Origin of the sequence: Roseofilum sp. SBFL (assembly GCF_017746885.1) — a bacterium.
Lineage (GTDB): Bacteria > Cyanobacteriota > Cyanobacteriia > Cyanobacteriales > Desertifilaceae > Roseofilum.
In genome coordinates this window covers 1-21,125 of record NZ_JAGHZH010000198.1, presented here as the reverse complement: position 1 = coordinate 21,125, position 21,125 = coordinate 1, and the positions used below count along the sequence as shown (strand labels likewise).

At 45.8% G+C, this 21,125-nt stretch carries 18 protein-coding genes; 6 read left to right on the top strand and 12 right to left on the bottom strand.

The genetic code is table 11. From position 1 onward, the window contains the following. Positions 1 to 81 precede the first annotated feature (81 nt). Positions 82 to 900 (bottom strand): SDR family NAD(P)-dependent oxidoreductase, encoded by an 819-nt coding sequence (locus J7545_RS23705; protein WP_318699847.1) that lies wholly within the window; start codon positions 898 to 900, stop codon positions 82 to 84. A 289-nt stretch (positions 901 to 1,189) separates the two neighbouring features. Here J7545_RS23705 and J7545_RS23700 point away from each other — a divergent pair, with 289 nt between their 5' ends. Further along, complete coding sequence (locus tag J7545_RS23700; RefSeq protein WP_318699853.1) at positions 1,190 to 1,765, top strand: EF-hand domain-containing protein; 576 nt, start codon at positions 1,190 to 1,192, stop codon at positions 1,763 to 1,765. Between the two features lie 180 nt (positions 1,766 to 1,945). Here J7545_RS23700 and J7545_RS23695 read toward each other — a convergent pair whose 3' ends face one another. Beyond that, positions 1,946 to 2,653: a 4'-phosphopantetheinyl transferase family protein gene (locus J7545_RS23695; protein ID WP_318699846.1), complete on the bottom strand. Its 708-nt coding sequence runs from the start codon at positions 2,651 to 2,653 to the stop codon at positions 1,946 to 1,948. Positions 2,654 to 2,865: 212 nt separating this feature from the next. On the opposite strand from J7545_RS23695, the gene J7545_RS23690 reads away from it, so the two are divergent. Beyond that, positions 2,866 to 3,552, top strand: a complete 687-nt coding sequence (locus J7545_RS23690; protein ID WP_413038685.1) for a TIGR04283 family arsenosugar biosynthesis glycosyltransferase — start codon at positions 2,866 to 2,868, stop codon at positions 3,550 to 3,552. Here J7545_RS23690 and J7545_RS23685 read toward each other — a convergent pair. Beyond that, positions 3,549 to 4,067 (bottom strand): methylmalonic aciduria and homocystinuria type D protein, encoded by a 519-nt coding sequence (locus J7545_RS23685; protein ID WP_318699845.1) that lies wholly within the window; start codon positions 4,065 to 4,067, stop codon positions 3,549 to 3,551. The genes J7545_RS23690 and J7545_RS23685 overlap by 4 nt on opposite strands. 67 nt (positions 4,068 to 4,134) lie before the next feature. Next, positions 4,135 to 5,508, bottom strand: coding sequence for a dolichyl-phosphate-mannose--protein mannosyltransferase (locus J7545_RS23680; protein ID WP_318699844.1), 1,374 nt, complete (start codon positions 5,506 to 5,508; stop codon positions 4,135 to 4,137). A 539-nt stretch (positions 5,509 to 6,047) separates the two neighbouring features. On the opposite strand from J7545_RS23680, the gene J7545_RS23675 reads away from it, so the two are divergent. From J7545_RS23675 to J7545_RS23665, 3 genes are read left to right on the top strand one after another with little or no spacing between them, the layout of a single operon-like run. After that, complete coding sequence (locus J7545_RS23675) at positions 6,048 to 8,708, top strand: DUF3536 domain-containing protein (RefSeq protein ID WP_413038686.1); 2,661 nt, start codon at positions 6,048 to 6,050, stop codon at positions 8,706 to 8,708. Positions 8,709 to 8,746: 38 nt separating this feature from the next. After that, complete coding sequence (locus tag J7545_RS23670) at positions 8,747 to 9,769, top strand: hypothetical protein (protein WP_318699842.1); 1,023 nt, start codon at positions 8,747 to 8,749, stop codon at positions 9,767 to 9,769. Positions 9,770 to 9,778: 9 nt separating this feature from the next. Next, positions 9,779 to 10,366: a Uma2 family endonuclease gene (locus J7545_RS23665; RefSeq protein WP_318699841.1), complete on the top strand. Its 588-nt coding sequence runs from the start codon at positions 9,779 to 9,781 to the stop codon at positions 10,364 to 10,366. A gap of 88 nt (positions 10,367 to 10,454) precedes the next feature. Here J7545_RS23665 and ftsY read toward each other — a convergent pair whose 3' ends face one another. The 7 genes from ftsY to J7545_RS23630 form a co-directional block, all read right to left on the bottom strand. Beyond that, positions 10,455 to 11,942, bottom strand: a complete 1,488-nt coding sequence (gene ftsY / locus J7545_RS23660; protein WP_318699840.1) for a signal recognition particle-docking protein FtsY — start codon at positions 11,940 to 11,942, stop codon at positions 10,455 to 10,457. A gap of 198 nt (positions 11,943 to 12,140) precedes the next feature. Further along, positions 12,141 to 13,541, bottom strand: coding sequence for an oxygen-independent coproporphyrinogen III oxidase (gene hemN / locus J7545_RS23655; protein WP_318699839.1), 1,401 nt, complete (start codon positions 13,539 to 13,541; stop codon positions 12,141 to 12,143). A 186-nt stretch (positions 13,542 to 13,727) separates the two neighbouring features. Then, positions 13,728 to 14,483 (bottom strand): heme oxygenase (biliverdin-producing), encoded by a 756-nt coding sequence (locus J7545_RS23650; protein ID WP_318699837.1) that lies wholly within the window; start codon positions 14,481 to 14,483, stop codon positions 13,728 to 13,730. 214 nt (positions 14,484 to 14,697) lie between these two features. Continuing rightward, positions 14,698 to 15,318: a transcription antitermination factor NusB gene (gene nusB, locus J7545_RS23645; protein WP_318699835.1), complete on the bottom strand. Its 621-nt coding sequence runs from the start codon at positions 15,316 to 15,318 to the stop codon at positions 14,698 to 14,700. Positions 15,319 to 15,351: 33 nt separating this feature from the next. Next, entirely contained in the window at positions 15,352 to 16,116 is a 765-nt protein-coding gene (locus tag J7545_RS23640; protein WP_318699834.1) for a DUF502 domain-containing protein, read from the bottom strand. A 281-nt stretch (positions 16,117 to 16,397) separates the two neighbouring features. Beyond that, positions 16,398 to 17,297 carry a glycosyltransferase family 2 protein gene (locus J7545_RS23635; RefSeq protein ID WP_318699833.1) on the bottom strand — a complete coding sequence of 300 codons (900 nt, stop codon included), beginning with the start codon at positions 17,295 to 17,297 and terminating at the stop codon, positions 16,398 to 16,400. A gap of 291 nt (positions 17,298 to 17,588) precedes the next feature. Then, a complete protein-coding gene (locus J7545_RS23630; protein ID WP_318699832.1) occupies positions 17,589 to 18,386 on the bottom strand; it encodes an HpsJ family protein in 798 nt (265 codons plus the stop codon). Between the two features lie 275 nt (positions 18,387 to 18,661). Here J7545_RS23630 and J7545_RS23625 point away from each other — a divergent pair, with 275 nt between their 5' ends. After that, the gene (locus J7545_RS23625; RefSeq protein WP_318699830.1) at positions 18,662 to 19,315 is read left to right on the top strand and encodes a tetratricopeptide repeat protein; all 654 of its coding nucleotides are present in this window, start codon (positions 18,662 to 18,664) and stop codon (positions 19,313 to 19,315) included. A gap of 65 nt (positions 19,316 to 19,380) precedes the next feature. Here J7545_RS23625 and J7545_RS23620 read toward each other — a convergent pair whose 3' ends face one another. Next, positions 19,381 to 20,967 carry a sodium:proton antiporter gene (locus tag J7545_RS23620; protein WP_318699829.1) on the bottom strand — a complete coding sequence of 529 codons (1,587 nt, stop codon included), beginning with the start codon at positions 20,965 to 20,967 and terminating at the stop codon, positions 19,381 to 19,383. Positions 20,968 to 21,125: the final 158 nt, after the last annotated feature.

The window sequence follows — 21,125 nt, the reverse complement described above, 5'->3', positions numbered from 1 at the left end:
CAACAAGCAGTAGGGGCAAAAAATATGCAAGCCCCTACTTCGGTACTCTTAACTCTATCATGCAGGAAACTGCTGTAATCATTAAGCAGCTCGCTCTCTCTCAGAAGGAGATCGCAACGGTAAGACTCTGCGATCTGGAGCTGCTAAGGCAACAACCTTCTGCATCACTTGCGGGAAGAACCGCCCCATCAGGGAGGCGACTTTTCCTTGCCATCCGACGACAATCTCCTCGTCGCGATCGCGCAATCCCGCAACTAGGGATTTGGCAACCATTTCGGCGCTATCCGCGGCTACCCAACGAAATTTATCCGTATTCCGCACCATGTCGGTGTCGGTGAGCGACGGCAGCAAGGCGACAACGCGTACGCCTTTGGGGGCAAGTTCTTGGCGGAGAGCTTGGGTAAAGCCAATAAGCGCAAATTTGGTGGCGGAGTAAGTGGCGTAGCTGGGAGCGGCGACTTTACCCATGAGGCTGGAGACATTGACAATTGTCCCCTGGGAACGGGTAACCATGCGTTTGGCGATTAAGCGGGTAATGCGGAAGGTTCCCAGGAGATTGACGTTGATTTCTTCTTCGATTTTACGGGGGTTGGTGGCCAGAAAGTCCCCTTGGTGGGCAACTCCAGCATTATTGATCAGAAGGTCAATGGAGCCATAGTCGCGCCAAGCTCTGGCGATCGCTCCATCTAAGGCTTGACCATTAGTCATATCAACAGCTAGAGCAACTGATTCAACTTCAGGATACTCTTGTTGGAGTGTTTCAACCATGTGTTGCAAGCGCTGAGAATCTCGGGCAACCAGGAGTAAACGTTTGACTCCTTGGGCAGCAAGTTCTAGAGAGATCGCTCGCCCAATGCCCCGTGAGGCTCCAGTTATAAGTACAACTTGTCCTTGGATCATGGATTGAACCTCCTTTATCCGACAGGGTTGACAACGCGCCCGAATGACGACGCTATGTATCGTATTGTTTCAAGAGATTGACAAAGTCAGTGTGAAGTGTATCTCTATAGAAGAGTGACGGCGATCGCAGCCTCTGTTAGGGAATAGGGAATAGGGAAAGACCGCACTTTGCACTAACTAACTTCTGTAATCAAACTCCCCTTTTAGCCGGGTATTTAGGCATTAGGTAATTTGAAGAAATGGTGAGAAATGCTATACTTCCTCAAAGTTGATTGTGGAATCAGTAAAAATGTCTCCAGAAGAGTTTTTGTCATCTACTTTTTGGGTTACCAAGATGAAGACCTACTTCAAGGTTATGGATACTAACCAAAATGGCTTTTTGTCGCGCTCTGAATATGAGGAGATTGCGAATCGGTTGATACAAAATCAAAGCGATCGGTCGAAAGACGAAGAAATTCTTGCGGTATTTCGCTCCCTGTTTGACAATTTTGTTGCTGGAGGAAATCCAGTCGATCCTCAAACTCAGATTGGTTACGAAGAATTCCTCACTAATGCTGCCAAAGCAGTCTCATTGATGCAATCCTCCCGTGAAGCAGGCAGGCGAAAAAACGAAGTGTTCTTTGATTTCGTCGATACAGATGGCTCTGGAGAGATATCTCGTGAAGAATATCGAAGGTATTTGGCCGTATACTCTGGGGGAGAAAACACCGACACTGCCGATCGCGCTTTCGACAGCATCGACGTTGATAGCAATGGTTTTATCACCCGCACCGAGTTTATTGAAGGTCATATGCACTACTGGTTTGAAGCCACTAGCGATCCAAGCTATTCTCCGCTTCCCTATGGGCCATTGGTAGATTCATAATCACTCTTATAGTTGATTCAATTAACACTCAGACCCTCTAAGAGTGTCTACAATAACGGTATATGTAGGGGCGAAAAATTTTTCGCCCCTACAAAAACATCTCACTGTTATTTGAATTGACTATAGGTCACTTCCCGAGATGCTAACGAATTTGCATCATTACAGCAAGCGATCGCTCTATCAATTTTTAATGTTTAATTGATCTAGAATCACCTGTTTTTGTACCACCTGCCAGCGATCTCCCTCAACGGACACCGCCGCTACAGTACCGGAGGGAGTAGTTAACGGATATAATGACCAGGCGCGATCGCTAACTTTTGCCCCAGTGTCTGTTAATTCAATTTCGGCTTGTTCGAGTCCTGCTAATCCTTCGCCAATGGCTTTTAAGTAGGCTTCTTTGTACGTCCAATAGCGAAAAAAGGTATAGGGTTGCTCAGAAATAGACGTGTTTTGAATATGTCGATATTCTGAAGGTAAAAAGAAGCGCCTGGCTAAGGAGCCTAAATCATTCAGAGGGCGAATGGCTTCGATATCCACGCCAATAGACGAATTGGAAGAAAATCCATACAGGGCATAGTTTTTTGAGTGAGAGATATTGAACTTTAAGTCAGATTTGGGCAGGGCTAAGGCGGGTTTACCTCGTTGAGAATAGGTAAACTCAAGGTCTGAAGGATTGCAGTTTAAATACTGTGCCAATAAATAGCGGAGAATGCCCCGCGCCAGGATAAAATACTGTCGATGTTCGTCAAAATGGAAGCGCTGCGATCGCTCCACTTCATCTGGAGACAGAACAGATGTAAATTGTGTTAACTGGGGCATAAACTGATTTAAGTCAGCCTGCCATAGGTGAAGGTGGCGATCGGATAACATCATGTCTATAGATACCATTTTATGCCCCTCATCCCCCTTCTCCCTTGGGAAATGCAAGAGGAGAGGGCAAAAGCTGGACGATTTAGAAATCAATTCAAAATACTATATGTAGCACAAGAAGGTATCTTATGAATCTCCAGAAGTGTTGAATGTTGAGATAAAACTTTTTTCCTCGCAGCAGTGATTGGGTTTTTACTGCCCTATGTGTTTACCATGTCTCCAGAGAATTAATGAACGTGAGTATGATTTCAGTGATTATTCCAGTTCTGAATGAAGTGGATCAAATTTTGTCTACTGTGGCTAGGGTTCAGCAAGGAAAAGAGGTGGAGATTATTGTGGTGGATGGAGGATCTACAGATGGGACGGTAGAATCCTTAAAACAGGAAGGAATTAAAGTGATTCAAACGACTCCGGGACGAGGACATCAGATGAATGAGGGGGCGAGAAACGCTAGGGGAGAGTATTTATTATTTTTACATGGAGATACTCGGTTACCTAGGGAGTATGACGAATGGGTACGGGATATTTTGCCGCAACCGGAGGTAGTTGCAGGGGCATTTGAGTTGCGGATAGGTTCAGAAAACTGGGGTTATCGCATGGTGGAATGGGGGGTGAAGTGGCGATCGCACCTTTGCCAACTTCCTTACGGAGATCAAGCGATTTTTTTATCCCGTGCTAGGTTTGAGCAGGTGGGTGGATTCCCAGAGTTACCGATTTTAGAAGATTGGCACTTAATTCAATCGTTGAAACCATTGGGAAAAATTGCGATCGCACCCCTCCCCGTCGTTACCTCTGCTCGACGTTGGCAAAGATTAGGCATCTGGCGCACTACTGCGATCAATCAAGGGGTATTGATAGCTAATTTTTTGGGCGTGGATCTGCATCGAATTGCCCGTTGGTACCGAAAAATCCGTTAACAACGATCGAGGAGGGTAGAGTGGAGAGCGGTGAGGATTTCTGGTACAGGAGCAGCAGAGATCATCACACTGGGATAGACTGCGGTTCCCCAAAAGGGGTGAACAATGGTGGCACAGTCTCCATTTTTCTCAATGGGATATCCCAATGCCGCATGAACCGCAGGTACATCTTTGTGGGAAAGGGTTCCAGGGGAGCATCTGCGGGGATATCCGGTGCGCGGATCGAATGCATCGGTGGGATAATCGCGATCGCCTAACCAGTTAGCAACTAAGTCTGCCCATCGGATAAAATTGTCTAAGAGGATGTTTTTTTCGGCTTCAACTTCTGGAGAGATTTCAGTTAAAGGCATCTGTGTTTGTTGCAGGAAAATAATCACCGAAACGGAATTATTTTGCCAGTTGGGTAGTAATTCCTGAAGATGTTCCTGCACATAATCACTTGGGGGATGAATGGAGATTTCTACCGTGAAGGTTTGGTTATTCCGTTTTACCGTTAGGGTTTGAGAAGGATTCATAGGGAATACTATAATAATGTAATTGATGAGTGTTCATTGAGAAACTCAAGAGGATTCATCCTTAATCCTAAATCCAAGTGTTGAACCACATGCGTAGACGAAAGCCTTGGGGAGAGAGCGGTAGACCAAGATAGATAGGGAGCCAAAAGAGAAAGGCGATCGCCATCACCCCTAAAATACCGATCGCTAAAATCCGAAATTTTCGCCGAGAATGATACAGCCATCGCTCCAGAATAACACTGAGAGCTAAAATGGCAAAGATGAGAGCGCCCATGTAATGATAGAGAAATAAGCATCGACTGACAATGCTCCAGGGGAGCCAGTTGGTAATATAGTTGATGCCTAGATAGAGGGAGAGATTGAAGAGGGGCGGGGATGAATAGCGTTGTAAAAAACACAAAGATAAGAGGGCGATCGCTACAGTTGAACTCCACCACAACAATGGATTTCCGAAAGCATGAACATCGAAAATCACTTGCCCATCATTAACTGCTTGATAATAATAGGCAACAGGACGAATTAAAAACGGCCAACTGAACCAAGACGAGCAATACGGGTGAACTTCTTCACCGCCACCAATGCGGTTATGATAGCCGATAATTTCCCCTTGCATCTGCCAGAAGCTATAGTCGGGATTCAGGTTAAGATGGGGAATCCAAACTAGGGCATAGGTGACATAGGGTACAATTAGCCCATAAATGGGAATGGTCCAGAGTCTTAACTTTGTTGCCCTATCGTACCAGGACAAATTAGCGATCGCGCCCTCCCTATTTTCCCACTTCTCCCAGAGCTTAATAACTAAAATTACTCCCCAAAATCCGAGCCAAAACCCCAATCCATTCCACTTCACCGCAGCAGACAACCCAAAGCTTATCCCCGATAAAATCAGCCCTAGCGTGCGCCATCGAGGAGTGGTTTGTAATCCCCATAATCCGAAACCCTGTCCCAGCAATCCAAACAGCACTAAATAAATGTTGATCAAAGCATAGCGAGATTCGACTAAAAATAAGCCTTCTATCGTCATTAATCCAGCCGATAGAAGGGCATAACTTTTGCGCTGAGTTAACTGATAACTGAGCCACGCAACCACCAAAGGAATCAACGATCCGGTAAACGCATTGAACCAGCGGTAACTCAATGGGGAGCGTAGAGAACCGGTTAAATCGTTGGTAACGGATGAATCCCCTAAAGACAAGCGATCGGCTAGTCCCATCCCCACGGCAATCAGATACTTCCCTAGGGGAGGATGGGCATCAAACAACTGGGTTTGATCTAAATAATTCTGGGCAAATTTGGCGAAATAGACCTCATCAAAAACCAGAGTGTTAAACCGATTTAATCCCCAAAACCGCAATCCTAAAGCAATAATCCAGAGCAGTAATAAACCGCAGCTAAACCAAGGGAATCTTGACCGAAAGGTATTAGGAGTAAATTGGAGCATGGGGAATAGGGAATAGGGAATAGGGAATGGGGAATGGGGAATAGGGAATAGGGAATAGGGAATGGGGAAATTAGGGAATAGGGAATAGGGAATAGGAATCAGAGCGTTTGTGTCTACTCCTGAATTGCCTTTAAATTTTGGCTCACATCACTTCAGTAAGTAATAATTAGTATACCAAAGAGAAAGAGTTTTAGGTTGCTCTATGCTTTGAAGTTAAAAGGCGTTGAACTCTACAAACAGGCACTTGACATGGGTTTTATTCTGGTAATTAAGAATATCTTTATATTTATTCATCCTTAAATTTGGGTCGCTGAGATACACTATAAATGGCTCATTTTGATATTCGCTTGCGAAAACGATGATACAAAAGTAAATATTTCGATCGACGTTACGATTTATAAACAACTGAGCCATTAATAAGTTTTTAATTAACGCTTATATTACTTCATGTCCTGTTGGAGGTCTTGTCAACTGTGGTGTCTATTTCTCAATTCCTAACAGAGGGAACCGTCTTCCCCAATATACAACCGATCCCTGAAATTTCTTTGCCGAAAAAAGAAGGGGATCAAGGTCAAGAATTAGGGGATCAAGTTAATCTTGGAGTTTGTGTCACAATTCATGGTCACTTCTATCAACCGCCGCGCGAAAATCCTTATCTGAATGAGATTGAACGTCAACCGAGTGCTGCCCCTTGCCACAATTGGAACGAGCGTATCTATCATGAATGCTATCGTCCCAATGCCTTTGCTAGAGTTCTGAATGACCAGGGCGAGATCATTGGGATTATCAATAATTTTGAGTATCTGAGCTTCAATATTGGCCCGACTTTAATGGCTTGGTTAGAGCGTTATGATACCCAAGTTTATCAACGGATTATTGAAGCCGATCGCAAAAGTTGTCAGCGATTAGGCGGTCATGGCAATGCGATCGCCCAAGTCTACAACCACATGATCATGCCCCTGGCGAATGAACGGGATAAATACACCCAAATTCGCTGGGGAAAAGCCGACTTCAAATCCCGGTTTGGTCGCGATCCCGAAGGCATGTGGTTAGCGGAAACAGCGATCGATTATCCCACCGTGGAAGCGCTCATAAACGAAGGCATTAAATTTACCATTCTGGCGCCCTCCCAAGCCCAAACCTGTCGCCCGATCGCCACGGAAGACAACCCCGATCCCGAATGGTACGATGTAGAAGACTCCACCATCGATCCCACCCGTCCCTATCGCTGTTTTATCGCCGACGGTCGCTATCTGGATATCTTCTTTTACGATGGTCCCATCTCCAGCGATATGGGCTTTAGCGATGCCCTAAGTAGCTCTTACCATCTGGGAGATCGCCTAGCCCATGCCATCCATGGTGATCAACGTCCCAACCAACTGATTTCCGTGGCCACTGATGGAGAAACCTTCGGTCACCACAAAGGGGGAACGGAAAAAACCCTGGCCTATGCCTTCTTACGGGAATTTCCCGACCGAGGATGGCAAATTACCAACTTTAGCCACTATCTCAGCCAACATCCCCCGACTTGGGAAGTGCAACTCAAACCCGTCACTGCTTGGAGTTGTTCCCATGGAGTAGGCAGATGGCAAGAAGATTGTGGTTGTGCCAGTGGGGGCGGATGGCATCAAAAATGGCGCAGACCCCTACGAGATGCCCTCAACCACTTGCGAGATCAGTTGGTAGAGATTTATGAAACCCAGGGCTATGAAATGTTCCAAGACCCTTGGAAAGCGCGAGATGAGTATGTTGAAATCATTAATAACCGCAGTTGGCATACAGTCGATCGCTTTTTGAATCGTCATCAAACCCATCCCCTGGAACCGAGCGAACAGATCGAAGCCTTGCGCTTGCTGGAAATGCAACGCCATGCTCTGTTGATGTTCACCAGTTGCGGTTGGTTCTTTGAAGAAATTTCCCGCCCAGAAGGAACGCAAATTCTCCGATATGCCAGTCGGGCGATCGAGTTAGCTAGGGAAGTAACGGGTCAGGATTTAGAAACGACGTTTGTCGATCGATTAGCCCAAGCTCCCAGTAATGTAGACATTTTTGAAACGGGAGCCGGGGTTTATGACAAAAATGTGATGACTGCGCAAGTCAGCTTAGAGCAAGTGGTGGCCCATTTTGCGATTAGTTCTCTGTTTAATAGCTATCCCACCTCCCATAAGGGTTTATCTATGACGAGGGAGCAGTCGAGTCCATCGGACAAAGATTTTTCCTTATACTGCTATTGGATCGAACAACAGGATTATCAGCTTCAGCGCATGGGTTCCCTAACTTTAGCGGTGGGTGAAATTAACCTTACTTCTGAAGTGACGAGGGAAGGGGGGCATTTTGTCTTTGCTCTCTTGCATTTAGGAGGATGGGATTTCCATTGTTGCGTTCAACCGTTCTCTAATCGCCGATCCTATTTATCGATTAAAGAAACGCTCTTTCATGCTCTGCAACAGGCGAGTGCTGCTAATGTGATTTTAGGGATGGCGGAGTGGTTTGGCGACCAAACCTTTAATTTAGACGATCTATTTGCAGAAGACCGCCTGCGGATCATGACTCTTCTGACCCAGGAAACCTTAACCCGCGTAGATCAGTTGTATACCCAAGTGTATCGGGATAATTACGGCGTGTTAAGGGCATTTCACCGGGACAATATGCCGCCACCAGCGGAGTTACAGGTGGCGGCAAATATGGCCCTGTCCCAGCGTTGTTTTAGTCTGTTGAATGCTCTGAAACCCGAGAATTTTGCTTTGCCTGAAGGTTTGAGTTTGCTGCTAGAGTTAGAGGCGATCGCCAAAGAAGCTGAATCTCTCCATTGCCATCTGACTATTCCCGATGGTCAAGAAATCCTAGAGCGCTTAACCTTGCTGGGATTTTGGGAAGTTTTAGAAAATAATGACCCTGCCAGCTTAAATCATCATCTGGAGCGACTAGAACGCTTGATCGACCTCTCCTGTCGTTTGCAGGTGGGATTATGCTTAACTCGCTGTCAAGAGCTATACTTTAGTTATCTGCATAATAAGATTATCCCTCGCTGTTTTGGTATTTCCACTTCAGCCTTAAATGGCTCGGAGGAGGAAGACACGTTAGAGAGCGAGGATACCTCATCGCAGATGACCTTAGATTTGCCTCAAAGCCGTCGCCTGCTGCGTCTGGGCCAAACCCTAGCCATTGATGTTAGCGTTTGGTTAGAACGCTTAGAGTAATGCCCTAACCCCTTGAGGAACTCAAAGGAGAGTCGATCGTGAAACGTTCCCGTCGCCGAACTCAAACCACATCTACCCGCAAATGGGCCCCGTTATCGAGAATAAAATGGAGACGTGGGGGATTGTGGTGGGTATTTATTCCCCTATCGGGGGCGATCGCCATTTTCTGGAAACCGATCGCCAATCCAGACACCCTCAATCAGATGGGAACGAATATTTCTACTAATGTTCAGACTTTCCTGAGTCCCCTTACCCCTTATATCAATGATCTGAAAGACACTCTCGAAAGAGCGCAAACCATAGATCCCGTGCAACCCTCTTTAGCTCGCCCAGAAGAAGATGGAGATACCGGATCGCCATTATCGACTCAATCGGATCTGTTAAGCGACTCAGAACTGCAACAGGTTATTGCGACTCTATCCCTAGAGGAAATCGGCGAAGAAATTAACACGTTCTCCTCCCCTTCCCTATCTGCTCCCGTTTCCCTGGACTTCTCCCCATCTGGAAACAAGGAGAAGAAAAGTCCTCTGTCTGCTTCCCATCCTCTGGTTTCTTCGGTTCCCTACTGGAGTCAAAAACCTGCTCAACCTGAACCCGATGAAATTCTCTCTGTCTCTCCAACATTTAGCTCTTCTCTCACCCCAACCACCGGGGAAATTGTCGAGTCAGTGACTCAGAACTTACCCACCGATGGTTCCAGTGTCTTCAGTTCTAACTTAACGTCAACCCGTCAACTGCCCAAAACTACGTTGCCAAACAACACGCCACAAACAACACTCAATGGCAATTCCAGCTCAGGAACTCTGCCCTCGTCCTCCGTCTCAGAAACTCGAAGTTTTGGCTATAGTCGCTTATCTCCTTTTGTCGATCCCCCTCCTGAATCAACTCCCTCTAATCCTTTCACCCCTCAAACTCAATTCACTGCTCCCGCTGGCTCCATTCGTCCCAGGGGATATGGTTTGATTCAACCGACGACTCCATCTTTAACTGTACCAACTACTCAAAGGCGATCGCTCTATCCCATCCCCAACTCCAATCCCTATGAAATCAATCCCAATTAGAGGCTGAATATGGAAACACCCATTATTTCTTTACCTCCCCAACTGGCTCTCAAAATCAATTTAACAGACGAGCAATTTTGGCAACTGTGCCACGAAAACGACAATTTGCAATTTGAGAAAACGGCCCAGGGAGAGTTAATTGTGATGCCCCCAACTGGAGGAAATACCAGCGAACGCAATGCCGATTTAACGTTTCAATTACAAGCTTGGAATCGGCAAACTAAACTGGGTAAGGTCTTTGATTCTAGTGGCTGTTTTCAACTGCCCAATGGAGCCAATCGCGCTCCCAATTCTTCTTGGGTAAAACTAGAGCGCTGGGATGCTTTAACGGAGAAAGAACAAGACCGGTTTGTGCCCTTATGTCCCGATTTTGTCGTCGAGCTGATGTCTCCTAGCGATACCTTATCGCAAACTCAAGCGAAAATGATCGAGTATATAAACAATGGAGCGCAGTTAGGTTGGTTAATTAATCGCAAACAGCGACGAGTCGAAGTGTATCGTCCTCAGCAAGAAGTCGAAATCTTGGACAATCCCCAAACGATATCCGGAGAGTTTATTTTACCGGGTTTTATCCTAGATTTATCCACAATTTGGTAATGTTACGGTTTCTTTTATAGAGCAGCGAAAGGGAGAGTGAGGACACTTTCTATTGCCTATTCCCTGAGTTCTACAAGAATTCTAATCTTCATCCACTAATTAATGCTTCCACAAATTCATAACTGGAAAATGGGCGTAAATCTTCAATCCCTTCTCCTGCACCAATAAAACGAATAGGTAAACCGAGTTGTTGGGAAACAGCTAAGGCAACCCCCCCTTTGGCTGTACCATCTAATTTAGTTAAGACAACCCCACTAAGTTGGGCAACTTCGGCAAACACTTGGGCTTGACGTAAGCCATTTTGACCTAGAGTAGCGTCTAAAACTAAGAGTGATTCTACTTTTGCATTGGGTGCTTTCTTATCAATAATGCGGCGAATTTTGCTCAGTTCTTCCATTAAGTTTTTCTTGTTTTGCAGTCGTCCAGCCGTATCAACCAGTAAGAGGTCTACATTTCTTGATTGTGCGGCAGTAATTGCATCATAAACAACGGCCGCCGGATCAGTATTTTTACTTGGATTAGCAATAACATCTGTTCCAGTTCGCTCTCCCCAAACCTTCACTTGTTCTACGGCAGCAGCCCGGAAGGTGTCGGCTGCCCCAATTAAACATTGATAGTCAGATTTTTTGGCTAAGTGTGCTAATTTACCAATAGTTGTGGTTTTGCCTACGCCATTGACTCCGGTTAACATCCAAATATTGAGGACATCTTGTTCTGGGGCAAAAGTGGTATCGTAGGCTTTGCCACCAGGATAGTCCAAAATATCACAGAGGAGTTGTTTTAAGTAGGCGATCGCCTGTTCTGGGGGTAAACTTTCTTCGCGCAGTTTAGCTTGTAATTGTTCAATAATGCGATCGGTCGCCTCAACGCCTACATCTGCCTGTAATAACAAGGATTCAACTTCTAAAACCGCATCCTCATTGAGAGGTCCTTGACCCACAACTGCCTTCAATTGGTTAATTAATCCGCGCCTGGTTTTCCCGAGTCCCTGACGCAGTTGTTGTAACCAATTAATCTCTTCTAAGGACACCTCATCTGGCCGTCTCCCTTGTTTAGCAAGAACCTCAGCCGACCAAAGGAAATCTTCATCCAATTCTTGAGGCGCTGGAGAACGACGTTTTTCTTCTGGTTCTGGCGCTTCGACGGCCTTTTCTTTCAGTTCTTCTAACCGCGCTCCCCGCTCTGCTTTGGCTCGTTCTAGGAAGGATACAGGTGCTGGAGTGGGTTCGGGTTCGGGTTCTGTTTCCATAACCGGTTCCGGTTCACTCTCAGATGGTGGTTCCGGTTCACTTTCTGTTGCACTCTCAACGATAGGTTCCGTTTCTTCAGGGGCAACGTCTGCTTCAAGTTCCTCTGCTTTCTCTTCTACTTCAGAAGAGGGTTCTACTTCTTGTTGTTCTTGTTGTTGAATATTTTGATAAGCAGCCTTAGCCCACGCCAGATAATCTACAGCCTCTTCCGTTTTTTCTGCTTCAACTTCCTCCTGTTGCTCTGGTTGCGGTTCAGGAGCAGGTGCAGGGGAAGGAGCAGGAGACTCAGAGCGATTAAACTGGCGGCGAAACCAATTAAAGACCATAAGATTACGTGCAGGTTGTAGGATTAAGGGACTATTGCGATCGCAATCACCAGTCTATCATTGGGCATTCACCAAAAGTACAGTTTCGCGATCGCCCCCTGTACAGCGCTTTACGTTGTGATGCGGCAATAGGGGGACTGAACCCTTAGACCCTAAGCCATACAACCTATTGCCTAGCGCGAAGCTCACTATAGCTTTTTAAATTGCCCTAGAAAAACTGGTAATTTGCCGTTTTCTGGTACGAGCATCAAAGATAGAGGCAATATTTCTGATTAGCAATCGACCGGTCGGTGTGACCTCAATTTTCTCACCATTGAACCGAATTAATCCATCCGCTTCCAGGACACGCAGTTCAGCAATTTCTCTGGCAAAATATTCATCGAATTCTAGATCGAAGTGTAAGTGGTATTTTTCCTCGATCGCATGTTGGCAAACCTGAAATTGGCACATGAACTCCATAATGACCGCTCTGCGGATGATGTCATCGCGATCGAGACTAACCCCTTTTTCTATGGGGAGGATACCGGCATCAATAGCTTGATAGTAGTCTGGTAACTGCTTATGATTCTGGATATAGACATCATGTAGCATACTAATGGAAGTCATCCCAAAAGAAAATAAATCTGACTCCGGTTTTGTGGTGTACCCCTGAAAGTTCCTGTGTAGGACTCCGGCTTGTTGAGCGATTGTTAATTCATCATCAGGCTTGGCAAAATGATCCATGCCAATAAACACATAGCCTCCCTCCGTTAATTCTTCAATGGTCATTTTAAAGATATCGAGTTTTTCCGATGGCTCGGGTAGAGCATCTACAGGTATTTTTTTCTGAACTGGTTTCATCCAAGGAACATAGGCAAAATTGAAAATCGCAATCCGATCGGGATCGAGTTTTAGGGTCTTCTCAATGGTATCCTTAAAAGTTTCTAGAGTTTGAAATGGTAGACCATAAATCAGATCGACATTCACACTCTCAAAGCCGGCTTCTCGAATCCAACTCATCACATCAAAGAGCATGGACTCTGGTTGTACGCGATTGATGGCGGCTTGAACTTGAGGATTAAAATCCTGAATGCCAAAGCTAATTCGATTGAAGCCCAAGTTTTTCAAGAATAAGATCGCATTGCGATCGATGTATCGAGGATTGATTTCTAGAGAAACTTCTGCCTCTTCACTAAAACTAAAATGCTGCTGAAATTGATTCCATAAAAATTCAATTTGATTGAGATTTAAATAGTTGGGAGTTCCTCCTCCCCAGTGGAGCTGATTAACTTTTCTGTCTCGGTCGGTCAGGGCAGCAACCTGTTCAATATTACGGGCAACATAGTCCAAATAAGGATCGACTTTCTTTTGGCTCTTGGTAATGATGGTATTGCAGCCACAAAAATAACAGGGACTTTGGCAAAAAGGAATATGACAGTAGAGGGAAATCGGTGTTTTTTTATGGTTCCCCACGGCGATACCCGTTCTAAAATCTAGATCGCCAACATTGGGTTTTAACTCTGTAGCGGGAGGATAACTGGTATATCGAGGTAGAGGTTTATCATATTTTTTGAGTAAGTTTGAGTCGAATTTTACGGTTGTTTGTGGCAGAATTTGCATCGCTTTACCTTAATATTTTTGTGATTTGGATTTCATTAGGAGCAGGAGGAGCAAAATTGATTAAAGCCACCCCTGCTCAATACTTGTATCAAATCCTTAGATATGTGCCACAGATGGTTGACACTCCGGACACGGAGAAACGGGGACACGGGGATTGATGTGTAGCGTGATTTTTAGGATTTGATATTATTCGGCGGCTGAGACTAACTCAACTGAACTGCTGCCAGGCGCTCTTTCTGTACTTCCGGGCTTATCTTGCCGGGTGAGCAAATCGAAGGTATGATCGCCGATCGCCGCTTTTACGGCTGGTTCGAGTTCATGGACAACATTGCGGTTGAGTCGAAACGCAATGTTGGCCTCATCGACAATTTTTTGAGCTAGGGCCTCATCAACCGGGAGTGAATTCAAAGCATCGCGGTACTTAGCCTTGAATGCCTTTCTGGCCTCGACGGTGGGAATTTGGTCGAATTCATGGAGTCCAGTTCCCTTATCTGGAGGCAATTCCAAAGCTGAACGGACAATATTTCTTAAAGCCTGACCGCCGGAAAGATCTCCCATATAGCGAACGTAACAATGGGCAACCAAAAGAGCCGGTTCGGTATTGGCGACTTCGTGAATGCGGTCAACATAATTTTTGCCTTCGGGTGAAGGTTGGATTTGCTCTTTCCAATCTTCCCCATAGTAATAGGCTAAGTCTTCCTCTAATTTCCCTTTGCGCTCTAGTTCGGGGAAATAAATGGGAGCGATCGCTTGATGGTCTTTGTGGCGCTGTACTTCTTCTTCGAGGGCACTGTAGAGGAAATACAAATCTGCGGTTAACAGGCGGAAAGGCTCTCTTTCCACAATCCCTTTGAGAAAACATTTCATAAAGGCTGTGTTTTCAGCCATGGTATGGGATTGTTTCGTTCCTTCCCGAAGTTGGCTTGCCAAATTGTTACTCATCTTTGCTATCTCGTAAAAGTCAACTACTTTTTTGGTTTAATTTCAATAGTTCAATTACTGTATAGCGATATATAATTTTGAGCAACTAAAGCGTATTAAAACTTAACAAATCGCCACCGAGTAGTAGAGGTGACAAATTTTTCGCCTCTACAGATACCGCCGTTGTCGATCGAGCATCATGTATCAACCTTAATTGAAGTGACTTTACCTATGCCTACTTAGACTGCTCTTCCTTGAGTAACGTCACCACCCGACGCAACACCCCATTAATAAACCGATATTCCTGCTCCCCACTGTAGCGTTTGGCTAACTTCACCGCTTCATCAATAGCTATCCGTTCATCCAGGTTAACGTACAAAATTTCTGCCACTGCAATTCTGAGAATATCGCGATCGATACGAGCAATGCGCTCTAACTGCCAATTGACCATCGCCTTAGATAAAATAGAGTCCAACTCCTGGTGATTTTGAATGACCCGACTCACCAACTCTAAAGCATAATCTTGAACAACTGTTTGCTCTTGATAATAATGGACTTTCTCGGGAAACGTCATCGCATCTCCCAATTGATTAATAGCCATTTGGGTGAGTTCAACCGCCTCTTTGAGCATCGCTCTAGAGCTGGCAATATTGGGGGCCACTGTTTCGCTATTCAACAGGCGATCGTTTCCTCTCTCCAACTGAGCCGATGCCATCTCTAAAGACTCTGATGCTTCCGTTTGCAACGTCTTCACTGCTGCTAAGATCATCGATTCAAGGTTTTCGGGAGTCTTTCGCTTAGAAAACTGGGAAAGACTCAGCAAGGCAAGTTCACGAGCAATTTGGCGCGGTTGCATAATTCTTAAAAGCCGAAGATTGGCCCTCTAACACTACTCAACTTTAGAAGATTCCTCAAGAGTCAGAGAAACCGTTAGGCCAAGTTTTTCAGCAGGATTCTCAGTCAATTGAGACTTCTTCCGATCCTCTAGTGTATATCCTGATTGGTCATCCGCTGACGGGAGCAGTGCCATTGTGGGGTTAACGATACCGGCTGAGACGACCACCTTAAAGGCATCTTCAATGGAGATGGCTAAATTAATCACGTCCTTCTCCGGAACGATCGCATACCATCCAGTGGTAGGATTTGGCGTGGTGGGAATAAATACATTAATCATCGGTTCTGGAAACTTGGAGCGTAAATCTGAACTCACCGGGCCTGTGACAAACCCCATCGACCATAGTCCCTCACGGGGATATTCAACCAACACCACTCGTCGAAACTTATCTTTAGAATCTTTGAGTAGGGTTTCCAACAATTGCTTTAAGGTTTTATAAACCGAACCAGCCAAAGGAATTGCCTGTACAATGCGCTCCCCCACATCCAACAACCAGCGGCCGACGATATTCCGAGCCATCAAACCAATGACCAGGATACTGAGTAAGGGAACGGCAAGCCCGACAACCAGATTGAGAAGAGAGACTAAAATTGGATGCAATCCATCAAAGGGGTTCACCTGTTTAGGAATCTGGGTGAGGACATTGACCACCCAACTGGCGATGGTAATGGTTAGCCAGATTGTGGTTGCCAATGGGATCACCACCAGCAAACCAGCAATCAAATCATTCTTCAAATCTTGCTTCAAGCGTTGGAACACAAAGATTCTTGACTCAGGGAATAGGAAACAGGCAATAGGAAACAGGCAATAGGTAGTGGGCAGAAACTGGCTTTCTAGCCTGACTCCCGACTTCCTAATCGGGACGATCCCCACTATTGGCTATCATAAAACACTTTGCCGGCGATCTGTGGAATAGCTGACGAATTGAGGGCTATCTACACGAATCCAACAAAGGGGAAAACCAGGTTTTGCCTATTGCCTTTTGCCTCTTGCATCCCCCAATACACAATTCGCTCACAGCCTTAACGGGTGACCCATGACTATGGCCTATTGCCTATTGCTTCCTCTTGTGAATTCTGGGCAGAATTTTCCTGTGGCTTTAAGGTCTGTGGATCTAACTCAGGGACGGGTAAATATTGCATTTCCCAGGTTTTCAATAAGATCAGATATTCATAAAAGGCTTGTAGAGTACACCAAGCCAAACCGGGCGAACCATCCCAACATCCCCCTAAAATGAAATACATATAGCAAAATCGTACAACCGGGCGAAAGGGTAGACGCAAGGAGAGATCTTTAAGCGCTCGTCGTCTAGCGACTTCGGTTTTCCCAAAGACTAACTCAGCCCAGTTGACCTTCCCTTTTTCCAGTTGACGGATGGTTTCGGCTGCTTCATCGGTGGAATAGCGATTATGCTTTTCGAGCCACCGACTGAGACCTTTACTACAGGTATAGTGAGGATAGGTTTCTTTGAGAAATCCTGTGGGGCCATCACACACTTCTCGTTCAGTATGGCCATAATCGCTAAACCAAACTCGATCGGGACGCAAGAGCCGCAATTGATACCGAGGATACTGGGTACTGTAGCGAATCCAACGATTCATGAACATCACTCGTTCTGCCACATAGTAGCCCACTTTGTCGGCTGATTTAACCACCTCTAAGCACTCGTTAAATAACTCAGGGGTCATGCGCTCGTCTGCTTCTAGGATATATATCCAAGGATGTTTAGCAGGGACTTCTTGGAGCATCCAAGTGCGTTGACGGCCATGGCTTTCAAATTTATGCTCAACAACGCGGACAGGATAACGTTGGGCAATTTCGACAGTGCGATCGCTACTGAGCGAATCTACCACAATCACATCATCCGACACTAGAGCAGATTCAATACAAGGGCCAATATCAAGTTCTTCGTTATAGGTGAGAATATAAATTGAGAACATTTTCAGTCAATCAGAGCTAAAACTTCAGGAGCAGGTCACTTCACCTCCACGTATAGCGGAAGACTATAGGTGGAGCACTGCGACAGATCTCGGTAGGGTCAAAAAGCGATCGCTCCCTCATGTGGGTTTCTAGTGGACTGAAACAGCTCGAATCGGGCATTATGATTCTGATGGTATGGGTTAAGTCTTGCCCATCCTCTCGCTCTTAACGCCCTTCCCCATCTTCATCTCATGCTACGCTTAAACTGGAACGGTACACTAGGTTTGGCGATCGCTCAAAACAGAAGGATCTTACCGACGGCGCTTCTTCCGTCCTCCACCTCCAAGTTGTACACCGGTCAAACCAACACCCAAATACCCAACCGCTAATAAGGCTCCATTCATCGATTGAGATATAGATTTTACCGTAGTCACTTGGGCCCTCTCTTCCCGTTGCATCTTCTCTTCCTCGATTTGGGTTCTTGCCCGTTGGGGTAGAGCGGTTACCTGTTGATCGATGAAGCTATCAATTGCACTGGGATCATCCTTGAACTGCTGGAGTAACTCAGCTTGTCCTTCTGGTGCTTGTTCTATAGCTTGTTGAAACTGCTCCTCATTACTAATTAAGGTATTAATCTGAGTCCTAAATTGTTCTCGACGTTGATCTAATCCCGCCTGAAATTCGGGATTTTCCAATTGATCTTGCAATTGTTGTTCAGCTTGTTGGGCTTGTGCGTCCAAGTTTCTCAGAGCGCGGTTACGACTGCGCACCGTGTCAATACTATGTAGGGGAACCACTAAGAGATAAACAATTCCTAAAATCAGAGAGACTAAGACGGCTGCTGACCGCAACATCCCCTGTTTAGAGCCGCTTGTCCCTTCTGAATCTTTAATCCAAATTCCTCCTAAAAGTAGGGCAACTCCCACCAAGGGAATTACCCCTCGGTCAATCAACTGACTGGTAAAATTGAGTCTCCATTGGGGACTCAGAAGGTTAGGAGGAATAGCGATAATCAGAATATCAATAATAAACGAGACAATCATCACTAAGCCCACCAGTTGCAGTGACCGGGAGGCTAAGGGAGAAATAGGGTTGCTACTTGCTTTCATATGAAATGGTTATGTTTTACGATCGGAATATTGAGAGACCCTTGAAAATGCCCTGAAGTCGTTGGCCAAAGATGACCAGAACCAGGATAACATCGAAAACCGATGAACTGGTATAGTGCTGCGTGCTAGGCAAAAGGCAAAAGATGATGGGGGCTAGTTAAAGCAAAAACAGTTGACTCATTACTGAATTCCCCATTACCAGCACAAAGCGCTATATATTACAGTTTAAGCGATCGCTCTTGTATGAATTATCCTCAGATGGCTTCAGGTGTCTCATGATTTCTAGTTTCACTCCTATTTTGGCAAACGTCTATTTTCCGATCGCTCTCTTAATTTTGGGACTGGGGTTCTGGGGACAACCGAGTCTCGCTTACCTCTGTTCCCCCTTATCGATCGCTCAAGAGGAAATCCCTAATGATGAAGAGGAAACCCCTAGTGATGCCCTTGATGAGGCTCAAAAGTATAATCAACAAGGGATTGAGTTGATGAAATTGGGGGACTATTCTGAAGCAGTGGAAGCGTTTCAACAGGCACTGGAAATTTATCCCAATTCGGAGAAAATTTATTCTAATTTAGGCATTGCCCTGGGTCACGATCGCCGATTTGACGAAGCAGTGGTTGCTTTTCAGGGGGCCCTAGAGATTAATCCCCAGAATTGGGAGACCTATAATAATTTAGGGATTGCCCTAGGCTCTCAGGAAAAGTATGATGAGGCGATCGCGGCTTTTGATGAGGCGATTGTCCTCAATCCAGATGCTCCCATGTCCTACCATAATTCTGCCGTAGCCTATATTAAACAAGAGAAATGGGAAGAGGCGATGACCTCCCTTGAGGCTGCCCAGGAGCGCTATGCAGATTTGGGGCAAACGGAGGTGGTTGAGTTAATCGATCAGGTTTTATCAGATTTGCAAGAGAAAATTGGGGAGTAGGCAGGAGGGACAATCGGCAGTAGGCAGTTAGCTATCTTCTCCGTGTCCCCGCGTCCCCCCATTCCTCATTCCCTATTCCCTATTCCATCCCCCTTATCTTGGAAAACATCGACCAGGTAGGGGGAAAGTTCCTGATTGAGTTGTCCCGCTTTGATAAACTCGGCATAGGTATCTGCTTCGATCGCCAAAAGTTCCTCCCGCAATTGTTCAATAGCATATTCTCTCGTTTGGGGATGTTGTTGGCGCAATTCTTGAATGTTCCGCTCTAACTGCTCTAACTCTCCTTGCACAAGTGCAGCTTGATAGCGATAGTATTCTGGCTCAATTTCCGGCCGTTGTTTGCCGGATGTTAATGTTTCCATGACTCGATTCAGTGCTACTCGGCGAGCCACGGCTTCTAAATATTGCCGTCTTAGGGGTTCATCACCGAGGAGGTTTAAGCCTTGTAAGAGGGGTTTAATCGTTAAACCTTGAACTAAGAGGGTAAAAAGAACCACACCAAAGACAGTTGCACTGATTTGATCCCGTCCTTCTAGGGCAATGGGTAAACTTAAGGCTAGGGCAATAGAAACGGAGCCACGCAACCCTCCCCACCAGAGTACGGTTTGTTCTTTCCAATTAATATCGACTTCAGTTATCCAATTACTCAATGTGCCTAAACCATAAATGGCGATCGCCCGCGTAACAATCATGGCAGCGATGGTAATGAGAATCTCATCTAAATTTTCCATCAGACTAGAGAATTGCATCTGATCTCCAATCAAGAGGAAAACAATGGAGTTCACAAAAAAGGCTAAAAATTCCCAAAATTCACTGACAATGACACGGGTGCGGGGATTCATGCCAATACGGGAGCCAAAGTTACCTAAAATTAAACCTACAGTAACCACGCCAATGACCCCCGATCCGCCGGTTTCTTCAATTAAAATGTAGGTTCCATAGGCGGAAATCAGGGTTAAGGATTGTTCGACTAAGGGTAAATCAAAGCGCTGGGTAAGATAGGAAATGCCAAAGCCAATTAGCCCACCAATACCCAATCCTAAACCGACAAAGACGGCAAAATGAACAATACTTGCTTGCCAGTTAAATTCTTCTATGCCTAGGGGAATACCGACAAGCAAACTAAAAGCCACTACCGCCACCCCATCATTAAACAGGCTTTCCCCTTCCATCACTACACTCAAGCGTTTGGGAGCGCCTAATTCCCGGAATAGAGCAACCACAGAAACGGGATCGGTTGCCGAGAGACTTGCACCTAAAAGCAGAGCCGTGGCTAGGGGTAAACCAGTAAGTTGATTGACTCCCAAACCAATTCCCACCACGGAAATAGCTACGCCGAGGATGGCAAAGAGGCTAATGGGAACAATATTTTTTTTCAGCCCTGACCATTTTAGATTCCAAGCGGCTTCAAAGAGCAGGGGAGGGAGGAAAATGGAGAGGATCAGCTCAGGGGAGAGATTAACCAACCGCACATCGACGAGAGCCAGTCCAAGTCCAACAATTACCAGCAGAAGGGTGTAGGGGATCTGGCGAAACCAAGGAACGATTTGGGGTAAGGTGGCAACGCTGAGGGAAACGGAGAGGACAAGGAGAAATTGCTGGAGGTTAGCGGCGATCGCTCCCTGTTCTTCTGCTACAGTCGCTATCAGCATGGTCAGTTACTCCAAATGCTCTGGCTCAAGTCAGGGTTATTGTATCCGACCCTTGGGGAGTTTGCTAGGGTCAATCCGGTTACAGCGCTTCGCGCGGTAATAGGTAATAGGTAATAGGTAATAGGAAAACCATTTTTCACGCTATAATGCCCATTCTT